Below are 25,020 nucleotides of genomic sequence, written 5' to 3' on the forward strand. Positions count from 1 at the left end.
GCTAGAAATCGCACATGCCGCAAGAATCCTCTCAACCGGGGCCCGGCCACGGGCCGGCGTCCGCCACGGACCGCCCGCACCGCGTCGCCGTCATCGTGGACGAGAACTCCAACCCCTTCGAGCTCGGCTGCGCGACCGAGGTGTTCGGGCTCCGCAGACCCGAACTCGGCCGCGAACTCTACGACTTCGCGCTCTGCTCCGCCGAGCCCGCCACGCTGATGCGGGACGGGTTCTTCACGCTCACCGGGGTCGCCGGCCTCGCGGCGGCGGACCGGGCCGACACGGTCATCGTGCCGAACCGGCCGGACACCGACGTGCCGCGGCGGCCCGCCGTCCTGGCCGCCGTCCGCAGGGCGCACGCGCGCGGCGCCCGCCTCGTCGGCTTCTGCAGCGGGGCGTTCACGCTGGCCGAGGCGGGAGTGCTGGACGGGCGCAGGGCCACCGCGCACTGGCAGTGGGCGGACTCCTTCCGTGAGCGCTTTCCGGCCGTGCGGCTCGAACCGGACGTGCTCTTCGTGGACGACGGCGACATCCTCACCGCCGCGGGCAGCGCCGCCGCGCTCGACCTGGGACTTCACATCGTCCGCAAGGACTTCGGCGCCGAGGTCGCCAACTCCGTGAGCAGGCGCCTCGTCTTCTCGGCCCACCGGGACGGCGGGCAGCGGCAGTTCGTGGAGCGGCCGGTTCCGCGGGTGCCCGACGCCTCGCTCGCGCCCCTGCTCGACTGGGCGCGGGAGCGGCTCGGCACCGGCCTGACGGTGGCCGGCCTCGCGGCCCGCGCCGGGGTCAGCCCGGCCACCCTGCACCGCCGCTTCCGCGCCCAGCTCGGCACCACTCCGCTGGCCTGGCTGACGGCCGAGCGCGTGGCCCTGGCCTGCCGGCTCATCGAACGGGGCGAGGAGCGCCTCGACGTCGTCGCGCACCGCAGCGGCCTCGGCACCGCCGCCAATCTGCGGGCCAGACTGCGCCGCGAGACGGGCCTGAGCCCCACGGACTACCGGCGCAGGTTCGGCCCCGGCGGGGCCGCGGCGGCTGGCCGGATCGCGGCTGCCGCCGCGGCCCGGACCCCGTGAAGACTGGCCTCCCCCACGCACCGGGCGCGGACGCCACGCGCGCGCCCTCGCCACCGAGCAGAGGCGGAACGCCATGCCGAACGGAGCGCAGATCCTGATCAGCTCTCTCGTGGACGGGGGTGTCAGCACCTGCTTCGCCAATCCGGGCACCTCCGAGATGCACTTCGTGGCCGCCCTCGACGAGGTCCCGGGACTGCGGCCCGTGCTCTGCCTCTTCGAGGGCGTGGCCACGGGCGCCGCCGACGGCTACGCGCGGATGACCGGGAAACCCGCGTGCACGCTGCTCCACCTCGGCCCCGGCCTCGCGGGCGGACTGCCCAATCTGCACAACGCCCGGCGTGCCGCGTCGCCCGTCGTCAACGTCGTCGGCGACCACGCGCTGCGGCACAAGCGGCTCGACGCGCCCCTGGAGTCCGACATCGGGGCGCTCGCCGCCACGGTGTCGTCCTGGACACGGCGCACGTACCACCCCGACGAGCTGGCCGGTGACGTCAGGGAGGCCGTCGCCGCGGCGGCCGGCCCTCCGGGGGCGATCGCCACGCTGGTCGTGCCCGCCGACGTCTCCTGGTCGCGGGCGGACGCGCCGGTCACCGCCCCGCCACCGCCGGCCGCGCGGCGCGGCCTGGTCTCGGTGGACGCGGTGACGGGCGCCGCCGACGCGCTGCGCTCGGGCGAGCGCGCCGCCCTGCTGCTCGGCGGGGACGCCGTGCGCGGGGCCGCGCTCACCGCCGCGGGGCGGGTGGCCGCGGCGACCGGCGCGCGGCTGCTCTGCGAGACCTTCCCCGCCCGCCAGGAGCGGGGCGCGGGGCGGCCCGCCGCCGAGCGCCTGGCCTACCTCCCGTCCGGAGCTACGGGCCAACTGGCGGGAGTACGGCATCTGGTGCTCGCCGGAGCCACGTCGCCCGTGTCCTTCTTCGCCTATCCGGGGCAGGGCGGCGGGCTCGTGCCGAAGGGGTGCGCGGTGCACACGCTGACGGCGGGCGCGGAGGACGTGACGGCCGCGCTGGAGGGCCTCGCCGAGGTGGTGGGGTCCGGCGCGTGGGCCGTACGGCAGGCGGCGGCCCGGCCCGCCCTGCCCGCCGGGGACCTCACCGCCGAGTCGGCCGCCGCCGTCATCGGGGCGCTGCTGCCGGAGGCGGCGGTGGTCGTCGACGAGGCCAACACCAGCGGCATCTGGCTCCCCGGTGCGACGGCGGGCGCGCCGGCCCACGACTGGCTGACGCTGACCGGCGGCGCCATGGGGCAGGGCCTGCCGCTCGCGGTGGGCGCGGCGGTCGCCGCCCCCGGGCGCCCGGTGCTCGCGCTGGTCGGCGACGGCGCGTCGATGTACACGCCGCAGGCGCTGTGGACGCAGGCACGGGAGGGCCTCGACGTCACGACCGTGGTCTTCGACAACCGCTCGTACGCGATCCTGGCCCTGGAGCTCCAGGCGGTGGGCGCGGTGTCGGCGGGCCCCGGCGCCGGGCGGCTCCTCGACCTCTCTGGGCCCCCGCTGGACTTCGTCTCCCTGGCCCGCGGCATGGGCGTGCCCGCGGCGCGCGCCACGACGGCGGAGGAGTTCGCGGCGCTGCTGAAGCGGGGCCTCACGGAGCCGGGCCCGCTGCTCATCGCCTGCCGGGTGCCACCGCTCGGCCGCTGACCCGCCGTCACGGCCGCCCGGGGCCGTCCGGGCCGTGAGTCCCGGACGACCCGTCTCCGCGGCTCTCAGCCCTGGGCGCGGCCGTCGCCGCCGGTCACCGGCTGGACGTGCCGCCAGGGCGCGAAGGCGCTGGCCCCGCGCGGGAGCAGGCCCGCGAGTTCGGGGCAGTGCCGCAGCAGGACGGAGTTCATGCCGCCCTTCTGCACCCAGTCGATGCCGAGCGGGGTGTAGATCTCGGGGCGGAAGTCGACGGTCAGGAAGCGGTCGCTCTGCAGCCGCCGCGTGGCCATGAGGATGAAGACGCGGAAGGCCGTGTCGCTGAAGCCGAAGCCGTGCGGCGGGTTCTCGGCGAGCAGGCCGACCACCGTGTCGATCTCGTCGACCGAGCGGTAGACGTCCTTGAGCGCGGCCACGGTCGCGGGGTCCTGCGAGAGGTCCTCGAAGCGGCGTACGCGCTGCTTGTGCAGGCCCTCGCGGAAGTCGTTGTAGCGGGGCACGCCGCGCCTGCGGGTGCGGACCAGGTCGACGACCGAGAGGTCGATGATCTCGCCGTCCCGTTCGAACCGCTGCAGGGCGCGCGGGAAGTTGTGCAGGGTGATGGCGCCTGGGTGGGCGATGCCGAAGGAGTACAGCGTGTCGGCGAGGCCCGTCTTGCGGATGGCGCCCTCGGCGGCGCCGCCCTGGATGTCGCGGAAGCCGAGGGTTTCGAGGCGCTGCCCGAAGCGGTGCTCGCGCATCTCGAAGTCGTCGGGGATCAGGGGGTGCATCCGGTAGACGGTGACGAACTCCTCGGTCAGCGAGTACGGGGCCGTGTGGTGGTCGGGCAGGGTCTTGGGGATGCCGGTCAGCGAGTGGGATTCGAGCATCCACAGGCCGAGCTTGTTGAGCCAGTTCGCGGGCGGCCCCTCCCAGTTGGTGCGCAGGCCGAGGTCGATGGCCTCGGTGGCGAGGATCGCCGGGGTCCACTCCACGGTGTGGATCTTGGCGATGAGGGCGGAGACGACGAGGCGGGCGGTGTGGTAGACGCTCTCCTCGCCCATGGAGGGGTAGGCGTGCCGCAGGGCGGCGCAGACCGCGTTGTGTTCCCGGGCGAAGAGCGTGTGCATGGCGCTGAGCCCCATCCACCAGCTCTCGGCGAATCCGGTCAGCGGGATGCCGTTCTGGCCGAGGGGCAGGTGGCCCTCCTCCAGGCGCAGCCCGGCGCCGCCGCCCGGCTCGCGCAGATACGTGGCGGTCCGCTCGTTCTCCCCGTACACCTCGGAGCCGTCCCACCAGTGGGACGCCGCGTTGGCGAAGAGCAGCGGCGGCTGTCCGCCGGGGAGTTCGACGCCCTCGTTCTCGGCGAAGCGCATGACGCGTTCCGCGGGGCCGCCGGGGGTGTTCTGCCAGGTGCTTCCCGGCGGCAGCGGCACCTCGACGGCCGGTCCGCCCGGCTTGTGGCGGCGGTGGTTGACCCAGTCGTGGACCTGGAACTGTATCCAGGCGGCGGCCAGGACGTTCAGCGAGGTCGCGGGCAGGAACGTGTCCCGGTACAGCAGCCTGCGGCTGACCTCCACCGGGTTCGGGACGTCGAAGAGGTCGGGGCGGTGGACCGGCGTGAGGTTGCGGCCGAAGGGCGCGCCGACGGCGCCCATCCGCGGCCTGGAGAGGTCGTTGTAGCTGCCGTCGTACGAGCGCGAGGTGCGCAGCCGCTCGTCGGGCGGCGGGGTGGGCACGGGCACGGCCCTGGGCGGCGCCTCGTGCTGATCGGTGTCGATGAGGTTGGAGCGGCGCAGCGCCTTGCGCAGGAAGACGAGGTTGAGCAGGCTCGCCCCGAGGGGCAGCCGATGCCAGGGCACATGGCGGTTCAGGAGGCGGAACGCCGCGCCGACGGGGGCGCCGAGCACCCGGTTGCGCAGCGGCTCGCCGGTGACGAAGCGCAGCCCGTGGCGGTGGGCCGCACTCGCCTCGTACGCGGCCTTGCGGGCCCGGTTGAGGTTGCCGAGGGGGCGGAAGTCGTCGGTGGTGAACCACGGGCTGAACCCGGTGGTCTCGACGCGCTGGGCCGCGGCGCGCGCCTCGGCGGTGTCGAGGTCCTGGCTCGGCACGGTCAGCCGGGCGACGGGCAGCGCGGGCGCCACGGACTCCGCCCACTCCACGGAGCCGTCCTCGACGGGCGTGGCCCTCTCGTCGACGTACCGCTGGACGCAGAGGTCGAAGGCGATCTCCCGGCGGGCGAGCCGTGCCTCGATCTCGCGGCTCAGGTACCGCGGGTCGCGCCGTCCCGCCTCCGCCGCGGCACCGCCGTCGGAGACCGGGCGCAGCAGGTACCGCACGGGGCCCGCCGCACCCCAGAGGATCGCGCTGCGGCTCCAGTACGTCTCCTCGGCGAGGCTGGTGACCGTGCGCTCGGCGGCGGCCCTGACGTTGCGGCGCATCCGGCCGGCCGTGGTGGGGCCGACGGCGAGCGGCAGCTTGACGAAGAGGCCCACCGCCTTCCGCGGGCGGCTCGTCGCCCCGGCCATGGCCTTGGCGAACGCCACGAACTCGCGGGCGTCCCGGGCGTGCGAGACGGGGAAGTTGGTGGCGAGCAGGTCGTGGCTCTCCTCGGCGGAGACCGTGACGCGCACGGCGGCGCCGCGCAGGTCGGGTGCCCCGTCGGCCGCCCGGATGCCGCTCGCGTGGGAGAGCCGCAGGGTCGCCGGGTACTCGGCGCCGGGGCGCGCGAAGCCGACGCGCAGGGCGTCCGGGAGGTCGTCGTGGAAGCGGAGCCGGGCGTTCTCCACTCCGAGCACGCCCTTGGCGTGCAGGGCGCGCTCGGGGCTCGCGGCCCCGGTGGCGCGCCGGTTCTTCTCCTGGACCCGCATCAGCTCCTGGGCCAGACGCTCGAATATCCGCCGCTCCGCTTCCGGGCTGCCGCCCATGTAGCGCTCGTAACTCCGCTGATGCTGTCCGCTGTCGGCCATCGGGCGCCTCTTCCCTCGCACGGCGTAGGGCGTACGGCGTACGGGACTGCGTTGGGGGCGGGGACAGGCAGACGCTACTGGCGGGGACGGTCGGCCGCAGCGACGGTTCCCGCCTATGTGCGCGGGCGGCCCGGGGCTTCGAACTGGCGGGCGGGCCAGGGCGTTCGGGCCCGTCGGCGGCGTCCGGCGGGCCGCGGCGGACACCGGGCGCGACGGGGTCACACCCCGTGTGAATCCCCGCTTCCCTCGGGCCCCACGCGCGCACCGGCACCGGTGGCCGGGTCCCGACGGGTGGGGCTCTCCGGGAGCCGCGGGCGGCTTCCGGGCGGCGCCCCGTGGCCGTCAGTCGATGAACGCGCCGTCGACGTACACCCACGCCCCGTCGAGCCGTTCGAAGCGGCTGCGCTCGTGCAGCGAGTCGGGGCGGCCGGCGTCGGTGTAGCGGGCCCGGAAGGTCACCGTGCCCGTGGTGTGGAACGCGGTGCCCTCCGTGGTCTCCTCGATCTCCAGGCCCGTCCAGCGCAGCGCCGGGTCGAACTCCACGCGCGGCGGGCGCGTGCGCGGATGCCAGGTGCGCAGCAGATATCCCTCGTCCCGCACGGCGAAGGCGCTGTAGCGGGAGCGCATCAGCTCCTCGGGCGTGCTCGCGGCGGCCTCGCCCCGGTGCAGCCCGCCGCAGCACGTGTCGTACGGCCGGGGGTGACCGCAGGGGCAGGGCGTGGGGCGTGTGGCGCGTCGGGACATGCCGTCCATTGTCGCCGACCCGCGCGCGGACCTCGCCCCAGGGCGGCCCCCGCCTCAGGGCGCCAGGATGTCGAGTTCGTCGAGGGCGCCGAGGGCGATCTCCCGCGTCAGGGCCTCGGCGCGGGCGGCGTCGCCCTCCCTGACCGCCTCGGCGACCTTGACGTGCAGGGTCACGGCGGGTGGGTCGGGGTCCTCGAACATCACCTGGTGGGCGGTGCGCCCGGTCAGGACCTCGGCGACGACGTCGCCGAGCCGGGCGAACATCTCGTTGCCCGAGGCGTTGAGGATGACCCGGTGGAAGGCGACGTCGTGCCGCAGATAGTCCTCCAGCTGGTGGCCGCGCGAGTGGGCGACCATGCCGAGCGCGCACTCGGTCAGCTCCGCGCACTGGGCGGCCGTGGCGTGCCGGGCGGCGAGCCCGGCGGCGACCGGCTCGATCGCGGAGCGCAGCACGGTCAGCGAGCGGAGCTGGCGCGGGCGCTCGGCGCCGGCCAGGCGCCACCGGATGACCTGCGGGTCGTAGACGTTCCACTGCTCGATGGGCAGGACGGTCACGCCCACCCGGCGCCGGGACGCGACGAGGTGCATGGACTCCAGGACCCGGACGGCCTCGCGCATCACCGAGCGCGACACCTCGAAGCGCTGGGCCAGCTCGTCCGTGCGCAGGACGCTGCCCGCCGGGTACTCGCCGGCCGTGATGGCGGGCCCGAGGCCTTCCAGTACGCGGGAGTGCAGCCCTCGGGCCCGATCGGTCATGAGGGAAGCCTACGAGGCGGGCGGCGTGAACAATAAGTCAGACTTTTATGTCACAGTCTCTTGAATTCGTCAGACCTAATGGGTTTCAGTGACGTGAACGAAGGACCGATGTCGATGAAGACAGCGAGGCAGGACGCGATGAAGGAACGGCGCACCCCCCACGTCGTCGTGATCATGGGCGTGGCAGGGACCGGCAAGACCACGATCGGGCCCCTGCTCGCGGACCGGCTCGGCGTCCCGTACGCCGAGGGCGACGACTTCCACCCCCCGGCGAACATCGAGAAGATGTCGGCGGGGACGCCGCTCACCGACGACGACCGCCGGCCCTGGCTCGACGCGATCGGCGCCTGGGCGGACGGCCGTGCCGGCAAGGGCGGCGTGGTCAGCAGCTCCGCGCTGAAGCGCAGCTACCGCGACCGGCTGCGCGCCGCGGCCCCCGGGGTCGTCTTCGTCCACCTCACCGGTGACCGGAAGCTCATCGAGGACCGGATGTCGCACCGGCAGGGCCACTTCATGCCCACCGCGCTCCTCGACTCGCAGTTCGCCACGCTCCAGCCCCTCGGGGCGGACGAGGCCGGTGTCGCCGTCGACGTCGCGGGCAGCCCGGAGGAGATCGCCGACCGGGCCGTCGAGGCGCTCAGCCGTCTCGGCTGAGCGCTCCCACCAGTAGTCCCCTGGCTGCGGGCCGCATAGGGCCGGTCACGCAGCTCCCCGCGCCCCTCACGGGGCCCTCGTTGCAAGGAAAAGCACCGTGACCCATCTCAGCGTCGAGATGCTGGCAGCGGACTCCGTCGAGCCGATCACCTCGGCGGGCCACGCCCAGCTGGGAATCGCCGTCCTCGCGGGCATCGCCGTCATCGTCCTGCTCATCACCAAGTTCAAGCTGCACGCGTTCCTCGCGCTGACCGTGGGGTCACTCGCGCTGGGCGCCTTCGCGGGCGCACCGCTCGACAAGGCCATCACGAGCTTCACGACCGGGCTCGGCTCGACCGTCGCGGGCGTGGGCGTCCTCATCGCCCTCGGCGCGATCCTCGGCAAGCTGCTCGCCGACTCCGGCGGCGCCGACCAGATCGTCGACACGATCCTCGCCAAGGCGGGCGGGCGCGCCATGCCGTGGGCGATGGTGCTCATCGCCTCGGTGATCGGTCTGCCGCTCTTCTTCGAGGTCGGCATCGTGCTGCTGATCCCGGTCGTCCTGATGGTCGCCAAGCGCGGCAACTACTCGTTGATGCGGATCGGCATCCCCGCGCTCGCCGGGCTCTCCGTGATGCACGGCCTCATCCCGCCGCACCCCGGCCCGCTCGTCGCCATCGACGCCGTCAAGGCCAACCTCGGTGTGACGCTCGCGCTGGGCGTGCTCGTGGCGATCCCGACGGTGATCATCGCGGGGCCGCTGTTCTCCAGGGTCGCGGCGCGCTGGGTCGACGTACCGGCCCCCGAGAAGATGATCCCGCAGCGTCCCTCGGAGGACCTGGAGAAGCGTCCCGGCTTCGGCGCGACCGTCGCCACGGTGCTGCTGCCGGTCGTCCTGATGCTGGCCAAGGCCCTGGTGGACATCGTGGTCGACGACCCCGACACCACCGTGCAGCGGGTCTTCGACGTCATCGGCTCGCCGCTGATCGCCCTGCTCGCCGCGGTCATTGTCGGGATGTTCACGCTGGGCCGCGCGGCCGGTTTCACCAAGGACCGCCTGTCGACCACGGTGGAGAAGTCGCTCGCCCCGATCGCGGGCGTGCTGATGATCGTGGGCGCGGGCGGCGGCTTCAAGCAGACGCTCATCGACGTCGGCGTGGGCCAGATGATCCTGGACTTCTCCAAGGACTGGTCGATCCCCGCGCTGCTGCTCGCCTGGCTCATCGCGGTGGCCATCCGCCTCGCGACCGGCTCGGCGACGGTGGCGACGATCTCGGCCGCGGGGCTGGTGGCCCCGCTCGCGGCCGACATGTCGACCTCGCACACGGCCCTGCTCGTCCTCGCGATCGGCGCCGGCTCGCTGTTCTTCTCGCACGTCAACGACGCCGGGTTCTGGCTGGTCAAGGAGTACTTCGGCCTGGACGTCGGTCAGACGATCAAGACGTGGTCCGTCATGGAGACGATCATCTCCGTGGTGGCGGGGGCCCTGGTGCTCCTGCTGTCCCTGGTCATCTAGCCCCGGCCCGTCACCGGCCCCGGGCGGACGCCCGGGGCCGGTGACGGGCCGAGCCGGGAGCGGGCGTCGCGCCACCGGCGGGGTCACGCCTCCGGCGAGCCCGACGCCTTCTCCAGCCGGAAGGCCTCGTTGCCGAGGCCGATCCTGGCGTGGGCGGCGGGGTTCCTGGCCCGCAGGATCGCCCCGTAGGCCACGCCGATCGCCGCCGCCGCGAAGATGATGCCCGGCAGCGCCCAGCTCAGGGCCGAGCCGGGGCCCGCGCCCACCAGGACGTCGAAGTCCTTGACCGTGTAGCCGGCGATGACCAGGAGCGCGACCGCCGCCAGCGCGGAGGCCGCGATGCGCCATGCCTGGGCGCGGGCGGCGCCCCTGCGGGCGAAGAAGACGATGACGGCCACGGACGCCGTGGCCATGAGCAGGATCACGCCGAGGGCACCGATGTTGCCGCCCCAGGTGAACAGGTGCAGGACGGGCGCGGTCGGGTCGCCGGCCGGGCCGTCGTCCGTGACGGCGAAGCCGGCGACGACCACGAGCGAGACGACGGTCTGGAGCAGCGAACCCGTGCCCGGCGCGCCCGTGGAGGTGTTGGTGCGCCCGAACGCGGCGGGCAGCAGCCCCTCGCGCCCCATGGCGAAGGCGTAGCGCGCGACCACGTTGTGGAAGCTGAGGAGCGCGGCGAACATGCCCGTCACGAACAGCACGTGCATGACGTCGGTGAAGGTCCCGCCGAGCCGTGACTCCGTGAGGCCGAAGAGCAGCCCCGCGCTCTGCTCCCGCGCGGCGGGGACGATTCCCGAGGGGCCCGCGGCGACGGTCAGCGCCCAGGAGCTGAGCGCGAAGAAGACGGCGACGAACCCGACGGCGAGGAACATCACGCGGGCCACGACGACCTGCGGGCGGCTGGTCTCCTCCGCGTACACGGGAGCCTGCTCGAAGCCCGTGAAGGCGGCGATGCAGAAGCAGAGCGACGTGGCGACGCCCGCCCCGGTGAGCGTGTCCGGGTTGAAGGCGTGCAGCGACAGGCCCTCCTTGGCCGGGTCGGCGACGGCCGCGATGTCGAAGATGACGACGAGCACCACCTCGACGATCAGCAGGACGCCGAGCACGCGCGCGTTGAGGTCGATCTTCAGCCAGGCGAGGACGGCGACGGCGGCCACGGCGGCGAGCGCGGGAATCCACCAGGCGACCTCGGCGTCGAAGTACGTCTGGATGAGCCCGGACACCTCGAAGCCGAGCAGTCCGTAGAGGCCGGCCTGCAGGGCGCTGTAGGCGACGAGGGCGACCAGCGAGGCGCCCGCGCCCGCGGTGCCGCCGAGCCCGCGCGATATGTACGCGTAGAAGGCGCCCGCGTTGTGCACGTGGCGGCTCATCTCGGCGTACCCCAGGCTGAAGAGGGCGAGGACGACGCCGAGGATGAGGAAGAGGAGCGGCTGCCCGACCACGCCCATCACGCCGTATGTGGTGGGCATGACACCCGCGACGACCATCAGGGGCCCGGTCGCGGCGAGCACGGAGAGCAGCAGGCCCGCCGTGCCGAGCCGGCCGGCCCGCAGCGCGCGCTCCTCGCCCTTGTACGTGCTGATCCCCCCGCCGTCCTTCGGCTCGCCGAGTGATCTGGTTCCGCTCGTGCTCGAACTGCCCGTCGCCATGGCGCGGTCGTCCTTTCAGGGATACGTCAGGGGGTCCGGATGTTCAGGCCGATCCGAGCGCCGCGGCGCGCGCGGCCGTGAAGGCTTCGTGCGGGTCGCGGTCCGGATAGGACCAGGGGGCCGGGGTCGCGTGCCGTCCGATGCGGTGGAAGAGCGCGGCGGCCTCGGCGGCCCTGCCCTCGCAGGACTTCGCGTGGGCAAGGAAGTTGAGGTCGACGTGACAGCGGGGGTGCGGGGGCCGGGCGGGCGTCTCCCACTCCAGCCACCAGTCGAAGGCGGCCTTGATGACACCGTGGGCGCGGCGGCCCGTCCAGTGCCGCGAGGCCGCGGGGTCGGCGGGTTCGAGGCCCGCCGCGGCGAGCACGCGGTAGCGCTCGGTGTGCGCGACCACGGACAGGACCGCCAGCGGGGACCCGGGCGGCGCCTGTTCGGCGGCCCAGGACGCGAAGTCGTACACCTCGTGCAGCGGGTCCTGGCCCGCTCCGGGGCGGCGCTCGGCGAGCCGGGCGATCATCAGGTGGTGGGCGTGGTGGTGCTCGGGGTGGCGGTGCCTGACCTCGTCGAAGAGGCGTACGACGTCCTCCTCGCGGCCCAGGGAGCGCTCCAGCACGAGCAGGGCGAGCCACGGCGTGGGGTCGGCCGGGTCGCGCGTGGCCGCCTCGCGGCACTGGGCGCGCACCTTGTCCGACCGCGCCTTGCCCCGCAGCGCCTTGTGCACGGCGGCGAAGGCGAGCAGCAGTTCGGCGTCGCGGCTCTCGGGCTCGACGAGCCGCCAGTCGCGGGCCCACGCGGAGGTGGCGGGTTCCCGCGCGAGGACGTCGAAGCGGTGGCCCCTGCGGTCCCAGTCGTCGCCGGTGGCGGCAAGCAGCTCGCGGACCTCGGTCCAGCGGCCCTGGGCCAACGCCGAGCGCGCCGCCACGAGTTCACCGTCGTCGAGCGCGGCGTCAAAGGCGTGTGCGGCCGATTTCCTGCGGGAGCGGCCCAGTGGGGGTGGGGGTGGTGACACCGCGGGACGTCCTCCCCGGCGCGGTTAGCGAGCAGATGATCACGCACAGCAAACCGGTAGGCGCGCCCCCACGTCAAGGGCGGCCCGGTCCGCCTTCTTCACCAACTCATCTCAACATACACGGACTTCACACGTCACCCGTGAGGACGCCCTTTCCGGCCCGGTCCCGGCTCACCCCACCTGACGGGCGGCGGCGCGCCCCGCCGTGCGCCCCGAGAAGAGGCAGCCGCCGAGGAAGGTGCCCTCCAGCGAGCGGTAGCCGTGCACTCCCCCGCCGCCGAACCCGGCGGCCTCCCCGGCCGCGTACACCCCGTCGAGCGGCCGGCCGCCTTCGGTCAGGACGCGCGAGGAGAGGTCGGTCTCCAGGCCGCCGAGCGTCTTGCGGGTGAGGATGTTGAGGCGTACGGCGATCAGGGGCCCCGCCTTGGGATCGAGGATGCGGTGCGGCGCGGCGGCCCTGATGAGGCGGTCCCCGAGGAACTTGCGGGCGCCCCGGATGGCCGTCACCTGGAGGTCCTTGGTGAAGGGGTTGACGATCTCGCGGTCGCGGGCGGCGATGGTGCGGCGCAGCGCGGCCTCGTCGACGAGGGGGGCCGCCGTGTGCCCGGTGAGGGCGTTCATGCCGCGCACGAGGGCGCCGAGGTCCTTCTCCACGACGAAGTCGACGCCGTGGTCCATGAACGCCTTGACGGGTCCCGGCACCTCCGAGCGCGCCCGTTCGATGACGCCGCGCACCGACTTGCCGGTCAGGTCCGGGTTCTGCTCGGAGCCGCTGAGGGTGAACTCCTTGCCGATGATGCGCTGGTTGAGCACGAACCAGGTGTGGTCGTGGCCGGTGCCCATGATGTGTTCGAGCGTGCCGAGGGTGTCGAAGCCGGGGAAGAGCGGCACGGGCAGCCGGGCGCCGCGCGCGTCGAGCCAGAGCGAGGAGGGTCCCGGCAGGATGCGGATGCCGTGCCGGTCCCAGATGGGGTTCCAGTTCTCGATGCCCTCGGTGTAGTGCCACATGCGGTCGCGGTTGATCAGGCGCGCCCCGGCCCGCTCGGCGATGCCGAGCATCTTGCCGTCCACGTGCGCGGGGACCCCGGAGACCATCTTCCCGGGAGGGGTGCCGAGCCGCTCGGGCCAGTGGGCGCGTACGAGGTCGTGGTTGCCGCCGATGCCGCCCGAGGTCACGATCACCGCCTGGGCACGGAACTCGAAGGTGCCGGTCACCTCCCTGCTGCTGGCCTGTCCGCGCTCGACACCGGAGGCTTCGAGGACCTCGCCGGTGACGGTGTCGAGGGCGCCCGCGCTGCGCGAGAGTCCGGTGACGCGGTGCCGGAACCGGAGCTGGACCAGGCCGCGCGCCACCCCGGCGCGCACCCGCTCGACGAACGGCGCGAGCAGGCCGGGCCCGGTGCCCCAGGTGATGTGGAAGCGCGGCACGGAGTTGCCGTGGCCCTGCGCGTCGTAGCCGCCGCGCTCGGCCCAGCCGACCACGGGGAAGAACCGTACGCCCTGGCCGTGCAGCCACGACCGCTTCTCGCCGGCCGCGAAGTCCACGTACGCCTCGGCCCACTTGCGCGGCCAGTGGTCCTCCGGACGGTCGAACGCGGCCGTGCCCATCCAGTCCTGGAGGGCGAGCGCGTGGGAGTCCTTGATCCGCAGGCGCCGCTGTTCGGGTGAGTCCACGAAGAAGAGGCCGCCGAAGGACCAGTGCGCCTGACCGCCCACGCACTGCTCGGGCTCCTGGTCCACGAGCACGACCCTGCGGCCCGCGTCCACCAGTTCCGCGGTGGCCGCGAGCCCGGCGAGACCCGCCCCGATCACGATCACGTCTGCGTCGTACGCCATGGGGGTCGTCCTCCTAGACAGGGGCCCGTGAAGTTACCGATGGGTCAGATCCTGGGCAGCGGGGTGGCGCACGTCAACCGACGGACGGCACGGAGCCGTCGAGTTCCGGTGCGCGGCGCGGCCGATGGGCGGCTATCGTCGGCCAAGTCCCCATTTCGCGCCCCGAGCCCCGAGGTGTGTGACGTGTCGGTCCTGGTTCTCGCCCTCGCCATCGGGGCGGCCTGCTGCCTCGGCCTCGGCTTCGTGCTCCAGCAGAACGTGGCGCGGCAGGCACCGCTGAGCGACTTCCTCTCCTTCCGGCTCCTGATCGACCTGGTGAGGGTGCCGCGCTGGCTGGCCGGGATCGGCCTGATGGTGTGCGGGATGGTGCTCGGGGCGCTCGCGCTCGGCCGCGGGGACATCTCCTTCGTCGAGCCGCTGCTCGCCACCCAGCTCCTGTTCGCCCTCGCCCTCTCCCGGTACCAGACCGGGCAGCCGCTCGGCCGCCAGGGGTGGGCGGGGCTCGTGCTCCTCGCGGGCGGCGTGACCGCGTTCATCGTGGCGGGCGAGCCGCGCGGCGGCGACGCGGAGACGAGCCCGCTGCGGCACTGGCTGATCGTCGGCGTGATGGTGGGCGGGGCGCTCGTCCTCACCGCGTGCGCCAAGAGGTCCCGGCTCGGCGCGGGCCCGGTGCTGCTCGCGCTGGCCGCCGGGCTGCTCTACGGCGTGCAGGACGCGCTGACGCGGGTGACCGGCGACCGGTTCGCCGCGGGCGGACTGCTTGAGGTGCTGACGGGGTGGCAGCCGTACGGGGTGGTCGCGCTCGGTGTCACGGGGCTGGTCCTGGTGCAGAGCGCCTTCGAGACGGCTCCGCTGCGGATGTCGCTGCCCGCCCTGACGGCCGCGCAGCCGCTGGCCGGGATCGCGTGCGGCGTCGGGTTCCTCGGCGACCGGCTGCGGACCGACGCGGGCGCCCTCGCGTGGGAGGCGGCGGGGCTCGCGGCGATCGTGGCGGGCGTGGTGCTGCTCGGGATGCATCCGGCGATGCCGCGCGGCGGCCGCGAGGAGGGGACGGCGCCCCCGCTCGGCGGCGGTCCCCCGGCGCCGGACCGGCCGGCCGCCCGGTGGCGGATCCGGCCCCCTTCCGCACGTGGGGTTGGATGGGCGGCATGAGTGATGCCACCACGGGTCCGGCCGACCCCCGCGAGGAGATCCTGTCCGTCGTCGACGAGAACGACGAGGTCGTCGGAGAGGCCCCGCGCGGCGAGGTCTACGCGCGCGGCCTGCGCCACCGCTGCGTCTTCGTCCTGGCCCGGGACGCCGGGGGCCGCGTCTTCGTGCACCGCCGCACGCCGCAGAAGCTGGTCTTCCCCTCGCTGTACGACATGTTCGTCGGCGGCGTGGTCGGCGCGGGCGAGTCCTACGACGACGCGGCGCTGCGGGAGGCACGGGAGGAGCTGGGCGTGGACGCCCTGCCGCGCCCGACGCCGCTGTTCAAGTTCCTCTACGAGGACGGCGCGGGCCACAGCTGGTGGTCGTCCCTCTACGAGGTCCGCTGCGACCCGCCCGTGGACCCGCAGGCCGAGGAGGTCGCCTGGCACGCCTTCGTCACCGAGGACGAGCTGACGCGGCGGCTCGACGAGTGGGAGTGGGTGCCCGACGGGCTGGCCGCGTACCGGCGGCTGCTCGCCTTCCGCGCGGGGTGAGGCGCCCACCGCCTGGTGGGAGGCCCGGTGGGAGCACGGCTTATGGTGCGCCCGTGAGCAATTTCGTACGGAGTCTGAGGCTCTGGTTCGCACCCGAGCGCATCCGCGAGGAGGGCGACACACCCGACTACCGCTTCTCGCTCGCCAACGAACGCACCTTCCTGGCCTGGCTGCGCACCGCCCTCGCGCTGATCGGCGGCGGCTTCGCGGTGGACCAGTTCCTGCCGGACCTGCGCTGGGGCTGGCGGATCGGGCTTGCCCTGGCCCTGCTCGCGGCGGGCGTGCTGAGCGCGCTGCGCGCGGTCAACCACTGGGTGCGCTGCGAGCGGGCCATGCGGCGCGGCGAGGACCTGCCGGCGGGCCGCTTCCCGGCGCTGCTGGGCCTGGTGGTCGCGGTGGTCGCGCTCGCCATGGTGGTGGTCGTGCTCTTCGGGTGGGAGGGGTGACGGCCGCGCGGCCCGCGAGGGACCCGGGGCTCCAGCCGGAGCGCACCAGGCTCGCGTGGCGGCGCACGACGCTCTCGTGCACGGTCGCCGCGGTCCTCGCCGCCCGCGCGGTCCTGAACCAGGGGCCGAGCACGACCGGCGTCCTCGCCTGCGCGCTCTGCCTGCTGCTGTGGCTCGGCTTCCTCGCCGTGGCGCACCGCAGGATGACCGCCCTGACCGCCGCCCGGCCCCGGCGGCTCACGGCCGGGGGCGCGTGGGCGGCGGCCCTGTGCACCCTCGCCCTCGCCCTGTGCGCGGCGGCGCTGGTGATCTGACGACGAGGACGCGGGGCCCAGGGGCGGTCCGTTCACTCCACCGTGACGACGACCTTGCCCCGGGTGCGGCCCTCGGCGCTGCGGCGGTGCGCGTCGGCGGCGCGCTCCAGCGGGAACGCCTCGTCGACGTGCACGGTCACGACGCCCTGCTCCGCCAGCTCGCTCAGGCGCGTCAGATCGGCGGCGTCGGGGCGCACGAAGCAGTACTGGCCGCCGAGGCCCACCACCTCGCTGTCGGTGATGGAGGCGAGCCGCCCCCGCGGCCCGAGCAGTTCGGCGGAGGCCTTGAGCGTGTCGCCGCCGATGGTGTCGAAGGCCGCGTCCACGCCGGCGGGGGCGAGCCCGCGGACCCGGTCGACGAGGCCGTCTCCGTAGCGGACGGGTTCCGCGCCGAGTTCGCGCAGGTAGTCGTGGTTGCGTTCACTGGCGGTGCCGATGACGCGGGCGCCCAGGTGCCGGGCGATCTGCACCGCGAGGGAGCCGACGCCGCCGGCCCCGGCGTGCACGAGGACGACGTCGCCCTCCCCCACCGCCAGGGCCTTGGTGATCACCTGGTAGGCGGTGAGCCCGGCGAGCGGCAGCCCGGCGGCCTCCTCGAAGGAGAGGTTGCGCGGCTTGCGGGCGAGGGTGCGCACGGGGGCGGCGACGTACTCGGCGAAGGTGCCGCGGGAGAGGAAGTCCTCGCGCACGTAGCCGATGACCTCGTCGCCGACGGCGAACTCCGGGGCGGCGGCGCCCGGCCGCGCCACCACGCCCGCGACGTCCCAGCCGGGGATCACCGGGAAGACGGGTTCGAGGAGCGCGTCGAGGTGTCCTTCGCGGCACTTCCAGTCGACGGGGTTGACGGCGGCGGCCCGCACCTTCACCAGGACGGAGTCGGGCCCGACCTTGGGGTCGCGCACCTCGCCGTACTCCAGGACCTCGGGGCCGCCGTAGCTTCGGTAGCTGATCGCCTTCATGGGGGTCGCTTTCGTCAGTCGCGTACAGGTGGGACGCGCCGTCGGGTCCCCGCCGGGCGGCCGGGCAAACGTTCACGAGGCTTCCATATCGCCATCAACCGGGCGCCCGGCGGCCTCTGGACGGCATACCGACTGGTCGGCATCATGGGGTGGCACAGGACCACCACGCCGATCAGGAGCGACCATGAGCGCAGACCACCCGCCGGGCCTCGACCTCGACCAGTTGCGCGGCCACCTCGACCGCGAGCGTCCCGGCCTGGTCGGCGGACCGCTCACCGCCCGGCTGATCGAGGGCGGCAGGTCCAACCTCACGTACGCGGTGACCGACGGAACCACGCGCTGGGTCGTGCGGCGGCCGCCGCTCGGCCACGTCCTCGCCACCGCGCACGACATGAGGCGCGAGCACCGGGTGATAGCCGCCCTGCACCCCACGGACGTGCCGGTGCCCGCGCCCGTCCTGCTCTGCGAGGACGAGGCCGTCATCGGGGCGCCCTTCTACGTGATGGAGTACGTGGACGGCATCCCGTACCGCACCGCGGAGGAGCTGGCGCCGCTCGGCCCCGAGCGCACCCGTGACGCGGTGCTCGGCCTCGTCGACACCCTCGTCGACCTGCACGCGGTGGACCCGGCGGCGGTCGGCCTCGGCGACTTCGGCCGCCCCGAGGGCTTCCTCGACCGGCAGCTGCGCCGCTGGGGCAAGCAGCTCGACGCCTCGCGCAACCGGGACCTGGCCGGCGTCGACGAACTGCACGCCGCGCTCGGGCGCTCGCTGCCCGCCTCGCCCGCGCCGGCCGTCGTCCACGGCGACTACCGCCTGGACAACGTCCTGATCGGCGACGACGACCGGATCAGGGCCATCCTCGACTGGGAGATGTCCACGCTCGGCGATCCGCTCACCGACCTCGGGCTGCTCGTGATGTACAGCGCCCGGCTGGAGGTGCCCGACTCCCCCGTCAGCACCACCGCGGGCGCGCCGGGCCACCCGGACCCCGCCGAGCTGATCGAACGGTACGCCGCGCGCTCGGGGCGCGACGTCTCCGCCGTCTCCTGGTACACGGCCTTCGCGTGGTTCAAGCTCGCCGTGATCCTGGAGGGCATCCACTACCGCTACACGCTCGGCCGGACGGTCGGCGCCGGCTTCGACCGGATCGGCGAGCTGGTGCCGGTGTTCATCCGGCACGGCCTCGCCACGCTGGACGGAGGGCTACGGCCGTAGCGCCCGCAGCAGCAGGTCCGCCAGGTGGTCCGCCACCTGCCGCGGGGTGAGCGGGCCCTCCGGGCGGTACCAGGTCGACAGGTGGTGGACCGAGCCGAAGTGGTAGTCCACCACCAGGTCCGCCGGGGTCGCCGAGGCGAAGACGCCGGACCGCTGGCCCTCCTCGATCAGGGCCCGGAAGCGCTCGTGGTAGCGGCGCCGCTCGGCGCGCACCTGCTTGTTCTTCTCCGGGCTGAGGTGGTGCATGGAGCGGAAGAAGATCGAGGCGTCGTCGAGGTTGTCGATGGTGGTGACCACGACGTCGGCGGCGGCGTCGCGCACCCGCCGCTCCACGGGCGCGTCCTGGTCCGCGATGGCGTCGAGCCGCTCCTGCTGGACGCGGAGCATCCGGGCGTAGACCTCGTGCAGCAGGTCGTCCTTGGAGCCGAAGTAGTGGTAGAGGGCGCCCTTGGTCACGCCCGCCGCCTCCACGATCTCCTGCACGGACGTACGGTCGTACCCGCGGTCGGCGAAGAGCCGGGTGGCGGCGGCGAGCAGCCGCTGCGGGACGGGTGTGCCGTCACCGTCCGTCGTCCTGGCCACTGCCGCCACCTGCCTTTCGAATGTCACCGACTGTGCTGTCCCCGGGAACGCAGTTCCCGCCGGAGGATCTTCCCACTCGTCGTCTTCGGCAGCTCCGCCAGGATCTCGACCTCGCGCGGGTACTTGTACGCGGCGAGCCGCTCCTCGCAGTACGCCGCCAGCTCCCCGGCGCCGGTGTCGCTGCCGGGACGCAGGCTCACGTACGCCTTGACGCTCTCCCCGCGGTAGCTGTCGGGGACGCCGACGACGGCCGCCTCGCGGACGGCGGGGTGGGAGTACAGGACGTCCTCGACCTCGCGCGGCCAGACCTTGAAGCCTGACGCGTTGATCATGTCCTTCTTGCGGTCGACGACGTAGAGCCAGCCCGCGGGGTCCATGAAGCCGATGTCGCCGGTGCGCAGCTCGCCGTCGGGGAAGGCCTCGCCGGTGGCCTCGGGCCGCTTCCAGTAGCCGGGCACGACCTGGGGCCCCGAAACGGCGATCTCGCCGTGCTCCCCGAAGGGGACCTCCCGGCCCGCGTCGTCCAGGACGCGGACGACCGTCTCGGGTCCCGGGACGCCCACGGCGAGCGTGCCGGAGACCGGGTCGACCGGCGCCTCCTGGCCGGGCGGCACGGAGGCGCAGGGGGCGGTGCACTCGGTGAGGCCGTAGCCGTTGTGGAGGTAGGGGCCGAACGCGGCGCGGAACTTCTCCACCAGGGCCGGCGGCAGCGGCGCGCCGCCCGAGGAGATCATCGCGAAGGAGGCGAAGTGCTCGCGCGTCACGGCGGGGTGGGCGGCCAGCGCCATGAAGGCCGTGGAGGGGCCGACCGTGTAGGCGGGGCGGTGCTCGGCGAAGGCGTCGAGGACCACGCCGGCCTCGAAGCGGTAGGCGAGCGCGAGGGTGCCCGCGTTGGTGAGGCATGCCGCGACCTGGGCGACCATGCCGGTGATGTGGAAGAGCGGGGCGAGCGCGAAGTAGCAGGCGCCTTCCGGTATCCCCGCCCCGGTGCGCTGGCGCTCGGCGTTGTAGGTGATGTTGCCGTGGGTGTTCATGGCGCCCTTGGGGGTGCCGCTGGTGCCCGAGGTGTAGCTGATCAGGGCCACGTCGGACGGGCCGAGGCCGCGCCCTTCGGGGGCCGGGTGGCCCGCGCGGGCGACGGCCACGAGGTCGTCGGCGTCGGCCGCGGGCGGCAGCCGCTCGAAGTCGAGGACGCGGGTGTCGTTCCTCGTCTGGAGGTCGAGCTGGCAGGCGGTGAGCACGATCCGCACGGGCGATCCGGCGGCCGTCTCGCGCAGGTACGCCTCCCAGGCGCGGTCGGCGCAGATCAGCGCGGTCACGTCGGCGTCGGCGAGGACGTGGGCGACCTCCGCGGACTTGTACATGGGGTTGACGGGCACGACCGTCGCGCCCGCCTTCCAGGCGCCGATGAGCGCGATCACGAAGTGCGGGGTGTTCTGGAGGAGGATCGCGACACGGTCGCCGCGGGCGACGCCGCGGGCCGCCAGGTGTCCGGCGACGGAGTCGGTGAGGGCGTCCGTCTCGCGGTAGCTCAGGCGGCCGTCGAAGTAGGCGAGGGCGGTGTGCTCGGGGGCCCTGGCGACGGCCGCGCGGAAGGCGTGCACCACGGAGGGCGCGGGCTCGACGGGGCCGCGCTGGGCGTCGTTGAGGCGGGCGAGCCAGGGCTTGGCCGCGTAGACCGAACCGGCCGGGTAGGTCGTCACTTCTCCTTCGCCTCCCACTTCCGCTGGATGTGGTTCATGCCGGCCAGCCACTTGTCCGGGGTGACGGCGCGGGCCTCATAGAAGGCGGCGACCTCGGGGTGCGGCAGGATGAGGAAGCGGTCCTCCGCCATGCCCGCGAAGAGCGCGGCGGCGACGTCCTCCGGCTCGATGGCGGTGGGGGTGAGGACCAGGTCGCCCGCGCTGCCGGTGGCGGCCAGCATGTCGGTGCGCACGCCCTGCGGGCAGATCGCGTGGACCTTGAGGCCGCGGTGGCGGTAGGTCAGCGAGAGCCATTCGGCGAAGGCGTACGCGCCGTGCTTGGTGACGCTGTAGGGGGCGGCGCCGATCATGGTGAGCAGGCCGGCCGCGGAGACCGTGGAGACGAAGCGGCCTGTGCCGCGCTCCAGCCAGCCGGGCAGCAGGGCGTGGGCCGCGCGGACGTGCGCCATGACGTTGACGTCCCAGGCCGCGGCCCAGACCTCCTCGGGCGCGGCCTCGGTGCCGCCGGAGCCGAGCCCGGCGTTGGCGCAGTAGACGTCGACCGTGCCGCCGAGCGCCTCGGCGGCCCGCCGCACGCTCGCGGAGGCGTCGCCCGGCACCGCGATGCCGCCCACTTCCGCGGCGACGGCCTCGGCCTTGGCGCCGTCCAGGTCGTTGACGACGACGCGGGCCCCCTCGGCGGCGAAGCGGCGGGCCAGCGCCGCTCCGATCCCGCCCCCGGCACCGGTGACGACGACTCCCTTGTCCTTCAGGGTCTCCACGTGCGGTCTCCTTCGACCTCGGGCTCGACCACGGCTCGCGCGGCTGGTCTGTCCGGGCAGACTAACCAGTCGGTATGTCATGGCGAAAGGGGGTCGGCGGGACCGGGAGGCGCGGGGTTCCGTGCGGTGCGCTCGCGTGCGGGACGCCCACGTCGTCCGTCGGCTCCTCGCCGCCCCGCAGGCACGTGACGTACGTGGCGGGCGGGTCCCCGAGCGGGCGCGTGAGCTGGGCCGGTTCGGTCGGGGAGGCACCGGGGTGCGGCGTCGCGCCGCCCGCGAACCGTACGATCTGTTCACCGTTGAGGCCCTGCCCGTCGAAGCCGGCCGTGTCGGGCGGCCGGACGCCGCCGTTCTCGGCGAGCGTGGCCTCGAAGGTCTCCCGGCCCTGCCACCAGCAGGAGGCGAACGGCTCTCCCCCGACGGGGACGTCGGCGTCCACGAACACCGCATGGGCGGGCCGGTCGCCGAGCAGCCCCGCGGCCCGGCCGGGGCCCCGGCGTAGCCGTGGCCGACGAGGACGACGTCACGCGGGGCTCCCCTGTTGGTCCGCGAGCCCGGAGAGGGTCGGCGGACGGGCGCCGTGTCCTGCCCCGCGCCATTGGTCCGCCGTGGCGCCGAACGTACACGCCGCGCGCCCGGGGCAGCCCCCGGCAGGCCCCACCGCGGATGCGGGGGCCTGCCGGATGGCGCCGCACCCCGGCCGTGCAAGACCGTGATCTCCGTACCGCACGCGCGTTGCCGGGCGAGTCCCCAGGAGGCACCGGATGTCCCGCACCACACGGCGAGAACTCCCGCTCCTGCTCCTGGCGGCGGTCGGCACCGGTGCGCTCGTCGCACCCCAGGCCGCGCGCGCGGCGCCACGGCCCGCCGATCCGGTGGCGGCGATCGAGCGCGCGGCCCACCCGCTGCGCTCGACCGGCCCCGGCGGCAGCACCAGGGACCTGCGGCCGCTCGGCGACATGGTGGGCGACGCCACGGTGGTGGGCCTCGGCGAGGCGACCCACGGCACCCATGAGTTCTTCACGATGAAGGAGCGCGTGTTCCGCCACCTCGTCGAGGAGAAGGGCTTCACCTCCTTCGCCCAGGAGGTGAGCTGGACGACGGGCCTGCGCTTCGACGCCTACGTACGCGGCGAGCGGGACGACGACGTCCGCGCGCTCGTCCACCAGGAGCTGGCGAGGACGCCGTGGGACACCGAGGAGTACGTCCACCTGCTCACCTGGATGCGCGCCTACAACGACGAGCACCCCGGCCGGCGGCTCCGTTTCCTGGGCGACGACCTCAACTACCCGGAGCTGGGCGCCGAGGTGTTCGACGGCGTGCTCGACTACGCGGGCGCCCATGAGCCCGGCCTACGGCCTGAGCTGGCCCGGCTGTACGCACCCATGCGGCGCCTGGCGGACGGCGACGCGTACATGGCCCGCCCCCTGGCCGAGCGCGAGAAGCTGGCGGAACGGGCGGAGCGGGCGTACGGACTCCTCGCCGGTCGGCGGCCCGAGAGAGGGAGCGAGGCGTTCGCGTGGGCGCTCCAGCACGCCAGGTCCCTCTCGCAGACCGCCGGCATCCTCGCGTACGACCTCGGCTCCCCCGAGGGGCAGCGGGCCGCCATGCTGCACCGCGACCGCGTCATGGCCCAGAACACCGCCTGGTGGCAGCGGCGGACCGGCACCAAGGTGCTGCTCTCGGCGCACAACGCCCATGTCGCCTACGTCTCCTACGACGCGCGCTACCCGAAGATGCAGGGCGCCTTCCTCCGCGACCGGCTCGGCGAGCGGTACGTGAGCGTCGGGTTCACCTTCGACCGGGGCGGTCTGATGGCGCAGAGCGCGGACTCCGAGGTCTGGAAGCCGCGTTCGCTCGCCCCCGCCACGCCCGGCATGAACGAGTACACGCTCGACAAGGTGCGCCACGACGACTACTACCTCGACACCAGGACCGCGCCCGCGGCGGCGAGGAAGTGGCTGGCCGAGGCCCGCCCGACGCGGAGCATCGGCACGGCCTACCCGGACGGCCCGTGGGAGATCCCGCTCGGCCGCTCGCACGACGTCCTCATCCATCTGCACGAGGTGACGGCGGCGCACCGGCAGCGGTGACCCGGGACGAGGCGCTCCGGTCTCACGAACCGAGATGGCTCGTCCCGGGTATTGACTGGTCCCTGCAACGAACGTGAGAGTGCCGCTCGTGCAGAGCGACGCTGAAGCAGCAGGGAAACAGCAGGTCCAGGGCGCGGAGGGCGGGGGCGCGGAGAGCATGCGGCGTGTGGCCGTGGCCTCGTTCATCGGCACCGCCATCGAGTTCTACGACTTCTACATCTACGGCACGGCCGCGGCGCTCGTCCTGAACCACGCGTTCTTCCCGACCCTGGACCCGGTCAACGCCACGCTCGCGTCGTTCTCCACGTACGCGGTGGCGTTCGCGGCACGGCCCATCGGCTCGGTGATCTTCGGGCACTTCGGTGACCGGGTGGGCCGCAAGTCCGTGCTCGTGGCCTCGCTGCTCCTGATGGGCCTCTCGACCGCGCTCGTCGGGCTGCTGCCCGGCTACGGCACGCTCGGCGTCTGGGCGCCCCTGCTGCTCATCCTGCTCCGCTTCCTCCAGGGCATCGGGCTCGGCGGGGAGTGGGGCGGGGCCGCGCTGCTCGCGGTGGAGCACGCGCCGAAGCGCAAGCGCGGGCTGTACGCGGCGTTCCCGCAGCTCGGCCCGTCCGTCGGGTTCTTCGCGGCGACGGGGATCTTCTGGCTGCTCTCGTCCGCGCTGTCCGACGACGCGTTCCGCTCCTGGGGCTGGCGCGTGCCGTTCCTGCTCTCCTTCCTGCTGGTGGGCGTCGGCCTGTTCGTGCGGCTGCGGATCAGCGAGACGCCGGTCTTCGCCAAGGTCATGGAGGCCCAGGAGGCGAGCAAGGTCCCCGCGCTCGACGTGCTGCGCCGCCATCCGCGCGAACTGCTGCTCGGCGCGGGCGGCATGGTCGTCGCCTACGGCCTCTTCTACACGGCCACGACGTACTGCCTCGCCTACGCCACGGGCACCCTGCACGTCTCCCGCGACACCATGCTCGGCCTCTCCCTGGTGGCCTGCCTCTTCCTCGCCGCGGGCACCTGGCTGGCCGCCACGCGCTCCGACGGGGCCGGGCGCCGCAAGCTGGTCGTCGTCGGCGCCGCGCTCTCCGTGGTGTGGGGCCTGGTGCTGTTCCCGCTCCTCGACACCGAGCGGCCCGTGCTCATCGCGCTGGCGCTGGGCGGCGCGCTGTTCTGCATGGGCGTGGTCTACGGCCCGATGGGCGCCTACCTCCCCGAGCTGTTCGGCACGGACGTGCGGTACTCGGGCGCCTCGCTCGCGTACAACCTGGGCGGTGTGCTCGGCGGCGCGGTCTCGCCGCTGGTGGCGACCCGGCTGCAGTCGGCGTTCGGCTCCTCGTCGGTGGGCTGGTACGTGAGCGCGATGGCGGTCGTGTCCCTGGTCTGCGTCCTGGCGCTGCCGGAGACCCGGGACCGGGAACTGGCCTGAATCGGGCCCCTGTTCGCCGGGTCGGATGCTGCGCGGCGTATGGCCAGTGGGCA

At 74.0% G+C, this 25,020-nt stretch carries 22 protein-coding genes; 11 read left to right on the forward strand and 11 right to left on the reverse strand.

Annotation, left to right across the window (positions count from 1 at the left end):
• The first annotated feature begins 14 nt into the window (after positions 1–14).
• Together AB0I16_RS14720 and AB0I16_RS14725 are read left to right on the forward strand one after the other, a co-directional pair.
• Positions 15–1,073, forward strand: a complete 1,059-nt coding sequence (locus tag AB0I16_RS14720) for a helix-turn-helix domain-containing protein (RefSeq protein WP_363249744.1) — start codon at positions 15–17, stop codon at positions 1,071–1,073.
• 73 nt (positions 1,074–1,146) lie between these two features.
• Positions 1,147–2,712: an acetolactate synthase large subunit gene (locus AB0I16_RS14725; protein ID WP_363249745.1), complete on the forward strand. Its 1,566-nt coding sequence runs from the start codon at positions 1,147–1,149 to the stop codon at positions 2,710–2,712.
• Positions 2,713–2,777: 65 nt separating this feature from the next.
• Here AB0I16_RS14725 and AB0I16_RS14730 read toward each other — a convergent pair whose 3' ends face one another.
• The 3 genes from AB0I16_RS14730 to AB0I16_RS14740 all read right to left on the reverse strand — a co-directional run bounded on the left by AB0I16_RS14730 (position 2,778) and on the right by AB0I16_RS14740 (position 7,157).
• Complete coding sequence (locus AB0I16_RS14730) at positions 2,778–5,657, reverse strand: peroxidase family protein (protein ID WP_363249746.1); 2,880 nt, start codon at positions 5,655–5,657, stop codon at positions 2,778–2,780.
• A gap of 342 nt (positions 5,658–5,999) precedes the next feature.
• On the reverse strand, positions 6,000–6,410 hold the full coding sequence (locus AB0I16_RS14735; RefSeq protein WP_363249747.1) for a YchJ family protein: 411 nt from the start codon (positions 6,408–6,410) through the stop codon (positions 6,000–6,002).
• A gap of 45 nt (positions 6,411–6,455) precedes the next feature.
• Complete coding sequence (locus AB0I16_RS14740) at positions 6,456–7,157, reverse strand: FCD domain-containing protein (protein ID WP_363249748.1); 702 nt, start codon at positions 7,155–7,157, stop codon at positions 6,456–6,458.
• Positions 7,158–7,295: 138 nt separating this feature from the next.
• Here AB0I16_RS14740 and AB0I16_RS14745 point away from each other — a divergent pair, with 138 nt between their 5' ends.
• Both AB0I16_RS14745 and AB0I16_RS14750 read left to right on the forward strand, forming a co-directional pair.
• Positions 7,296–7,811, forward strand: a complete 516-nt coding sequence (locus AB0I16_RS14745) for a gluconokinase (protein ID WP_363249868.1) — start codon at positions 7,296–7,298, stop codon at positions 7,809–7,811.
• A 97-nt stretch (positions 7,812–7,908) separates the two neighbouring features.
• A complete protein-coding gene (locus tag AB0I16_RS14750; protein WP_363249749.1) occupies positions 7,909–9,306 on the forward strand; it encodes a gluconate:H+ symporter in 1,398 nt (465 codons plus the stop codon).
• An 83-nt stretch (positions 9,307–9,389) separates the two neighbouring features.
• Here the strand turns inward: AB0I16_RS14750 and AB0I16_RS14755 are convergent, their stop codons facing one another.
• From AB0I16_RS14755 to AB0I16_RS14765, 3 genes are all read right to left on the reverse strand, one after another.
• Complete coding sequence (locus AB0I16_RS14755) at positions 9,390–10,955, reverse strand: APC family permease (protein ID WP_363249750.1); 1,566 nt, start codon at positions 10,953–10,955, stop codon at positions 9,390–9,392.
• Positions 10,956–10,998: 43 nt separating this feature from the next.
• A complete protein-coding gene (locus AB0I16_RS14760) occupies positions 10,999–11,961 on the reverse strand; it encodes a hypothetical protein (RefSeq protein ID WP_363249751.1) in 963 nt (320 codons plus the stop codon).
• Positions 11,962–12,132: 171 nt separating this feature from the next.
• A complete protein-coding gene (locus tag AB0I16_RS14765) occupies positions 12,133–13,797 on the reverse strand; it encodes an FAD-binding dehydrogenase (RefSeq protein ID WP_363249752.1) in 1,665 nt (554 codons plus the stop codon).
• A gap of 183 nt (positions 13,798–13,980) precedes the next feature.
• Here AB0I16_RS14765 and AB0I16_RS14770 point away from each other — a divergent pair, with 183 nt between their 5' ends.
• Genes AB0I16_RS14770 through AB0I16_RS14785 form a run of 4 tightly spaced genes read left to right on the forward strand, consistent with a single transcriptional unit; the run spans position 13,981 to position 16,242 of the window.
• Entirely contained in the window at positions 13,981–14,949 is a 969-nt protein-coding gene (locus tag AB0I16_RS14770; RefSeq protein ID WP_363249754.1) for a DMT family transporter, read from the forward strand.
• Positions 14,946–15,482 carry an NUDIX domain-containing protein gene (locus AB0I16_RS14775; protein WP_363249755.1) on the forward strand — a complete coding sequence of 179 codons (537 nt, stop codon included), beginning with the start codon at positions 14,946–14,948 and terminating at the stop codon, positions 15,480–15,482. Before AB0I16_RS14770 ends, AB0I16_RS14775 begins: the two co-directional genes overlap by 4 nt.
• 53 nt (positions 15,483–15,535) lie before the next feature.
• On the forward strand, positions 15,536–15,928 hold the full coding sequence (locus AB0I16_RS14780) for a DUF202 domain-containing protein (protein WP_363249756.1): 393 nt from the start codon (positions 15,536–15,538) through the stop codon (positions 15,926–15,928).
• Positions 15,916–16,242: a DUF202 domain-containing protein gene (locus tag AB0I16_RS14785; RefSeq protein WP_363249757.1), complete on the forward strand. Its 327-nt coding sequence runs from the start codon at positions 15,916–15,918 to the stop codon at positions 16,240–16,242. Before AB0I16_RS14780 ends, AB0I16_RS14785 begins: the two co-directional genes overlap by 13 nt.
• 32 nt (positions 16,243–16,274) lie before the next feature.
• Here AB0I16_RS14785 and AB0I16_RS14790 read toward each other — a convergent pair whose 3' ends face one another.
• Complete coding sequence (locus AB0I16_RS14790) at positions 16,275–17,201, reverse strand: NADP-dependent oxidoreductase (RefSeq protein WP_363249758.1); 927 nt, start codon at positions 17,199–17,201, stop codon at positions 16,275–16,277.
• Positions 17,202–17,385: 184 nt separating this feature from the next.
• Here AB0I16_RS14790 and AB0I16_RS14795 point away from each other — a divergent pair, with 184 nt between their 5' ends.
• Positions 17,386–18,417, forward strand: a complete 1,032-nt coding sequence (locus AB0I16_RS14795; protein WP_363249759.1) for a phosphotransferase family protein — start codon at positions 17,386–17,388, stop codon at positions 18,415–18,417.
• On the opposite strand, the gene AB0I16_RS14800 is transcribed toward AB0I16_RS14795, so the two are convergent.
• The 4 genes from AB0I16_RS14800 to AB0I16_RS14815 form a co-directional block, all read right to left on the reverse strand.
• Positions 18,406–18,999 (reverse strand): TetR/AcrR family transcriptional regulator, encoded by a 594-nt coding sequence (locus AB0I16_RS14800; protein ID WP_363249760.1) that lies wholly within the window; start codon positions 18,997–18,999, stop codon positions 18,406–18,408. The genes AB0I16_RS14795 and AB0I16_RS14800 overlap by 12 nt on opposite strands.
• Before the next feature lie 23 nt (positions 19,000–19,022).
• Positions 19,023–20,702, reverse strand: coding sequence for an AMP-binding protein (locus tag AB0I16_RS14805; RefSeq protein WP_363249761.1), 1,680 nt, complete (start codon positions 20,700–20,702; stop codon positions 19,023–19,025).
• Entirely contained in the window at positions 20,699–21,463 is a 765-nt protein-coding gene (locus AB0I16_RS14810; RefSeq protein WP_363249762.1) for an SDR family oxidoreductase, read from the reverse strand. Before AB0I16_RS14810 ends, AB0I16_RS14805 begins: the two co-directional genes overlap by 4 nt.
• 61 nt (positions 21,464–21,524) lie before the next feature.
• Complete coding sequence (locus AB0I16_RS14815; protein ID WP_363249763.1) at positions 21,525–21,902, reverse strand: hypothetical protein; 378 nt, start codon at positions 21,900–21,902, stop codon at positions 21,525–21,527.
• 325 nt (positions 21,903–22,227) lie between these two features.
• On the opposite strand from AB0I16_RS14815, the gene AB0I16_RS14820 reads away from it, so the two are divergent.
• Positions 22,228–23,556, forward strand: coding sequence for an erythromycin esterase family protein (locus AB0I16_RS14820; protein WP_363249764.1), 1,329 nt, complete (start codon positions 22,228–22,230; stop codon positions 23,554–23,556).
• Positions 23,557–23,713: 157 nt separating this feature from the next.
• Positions 23,714–24,967: an MFS transporter gene (locus tag AB0I16_RS14825; protein ID WP_363249869.1), complete on the forward strand. Its 1,254-nt coding sequence runs from the start codon at positions 23,714–23,716 to the stop codon at positions 24,965–24,967.
• Positions 24,968–25,020: the final 53 nt, after the last annotated feature.

This window comes from Streptomyces sp. NPDC050703, assembly GCF_040654435.1.
GTDB lineage: Bacteria > Actinomycetota > Actinomycetes > Streptomycetales > Streptomycetaceae > Streptomyces.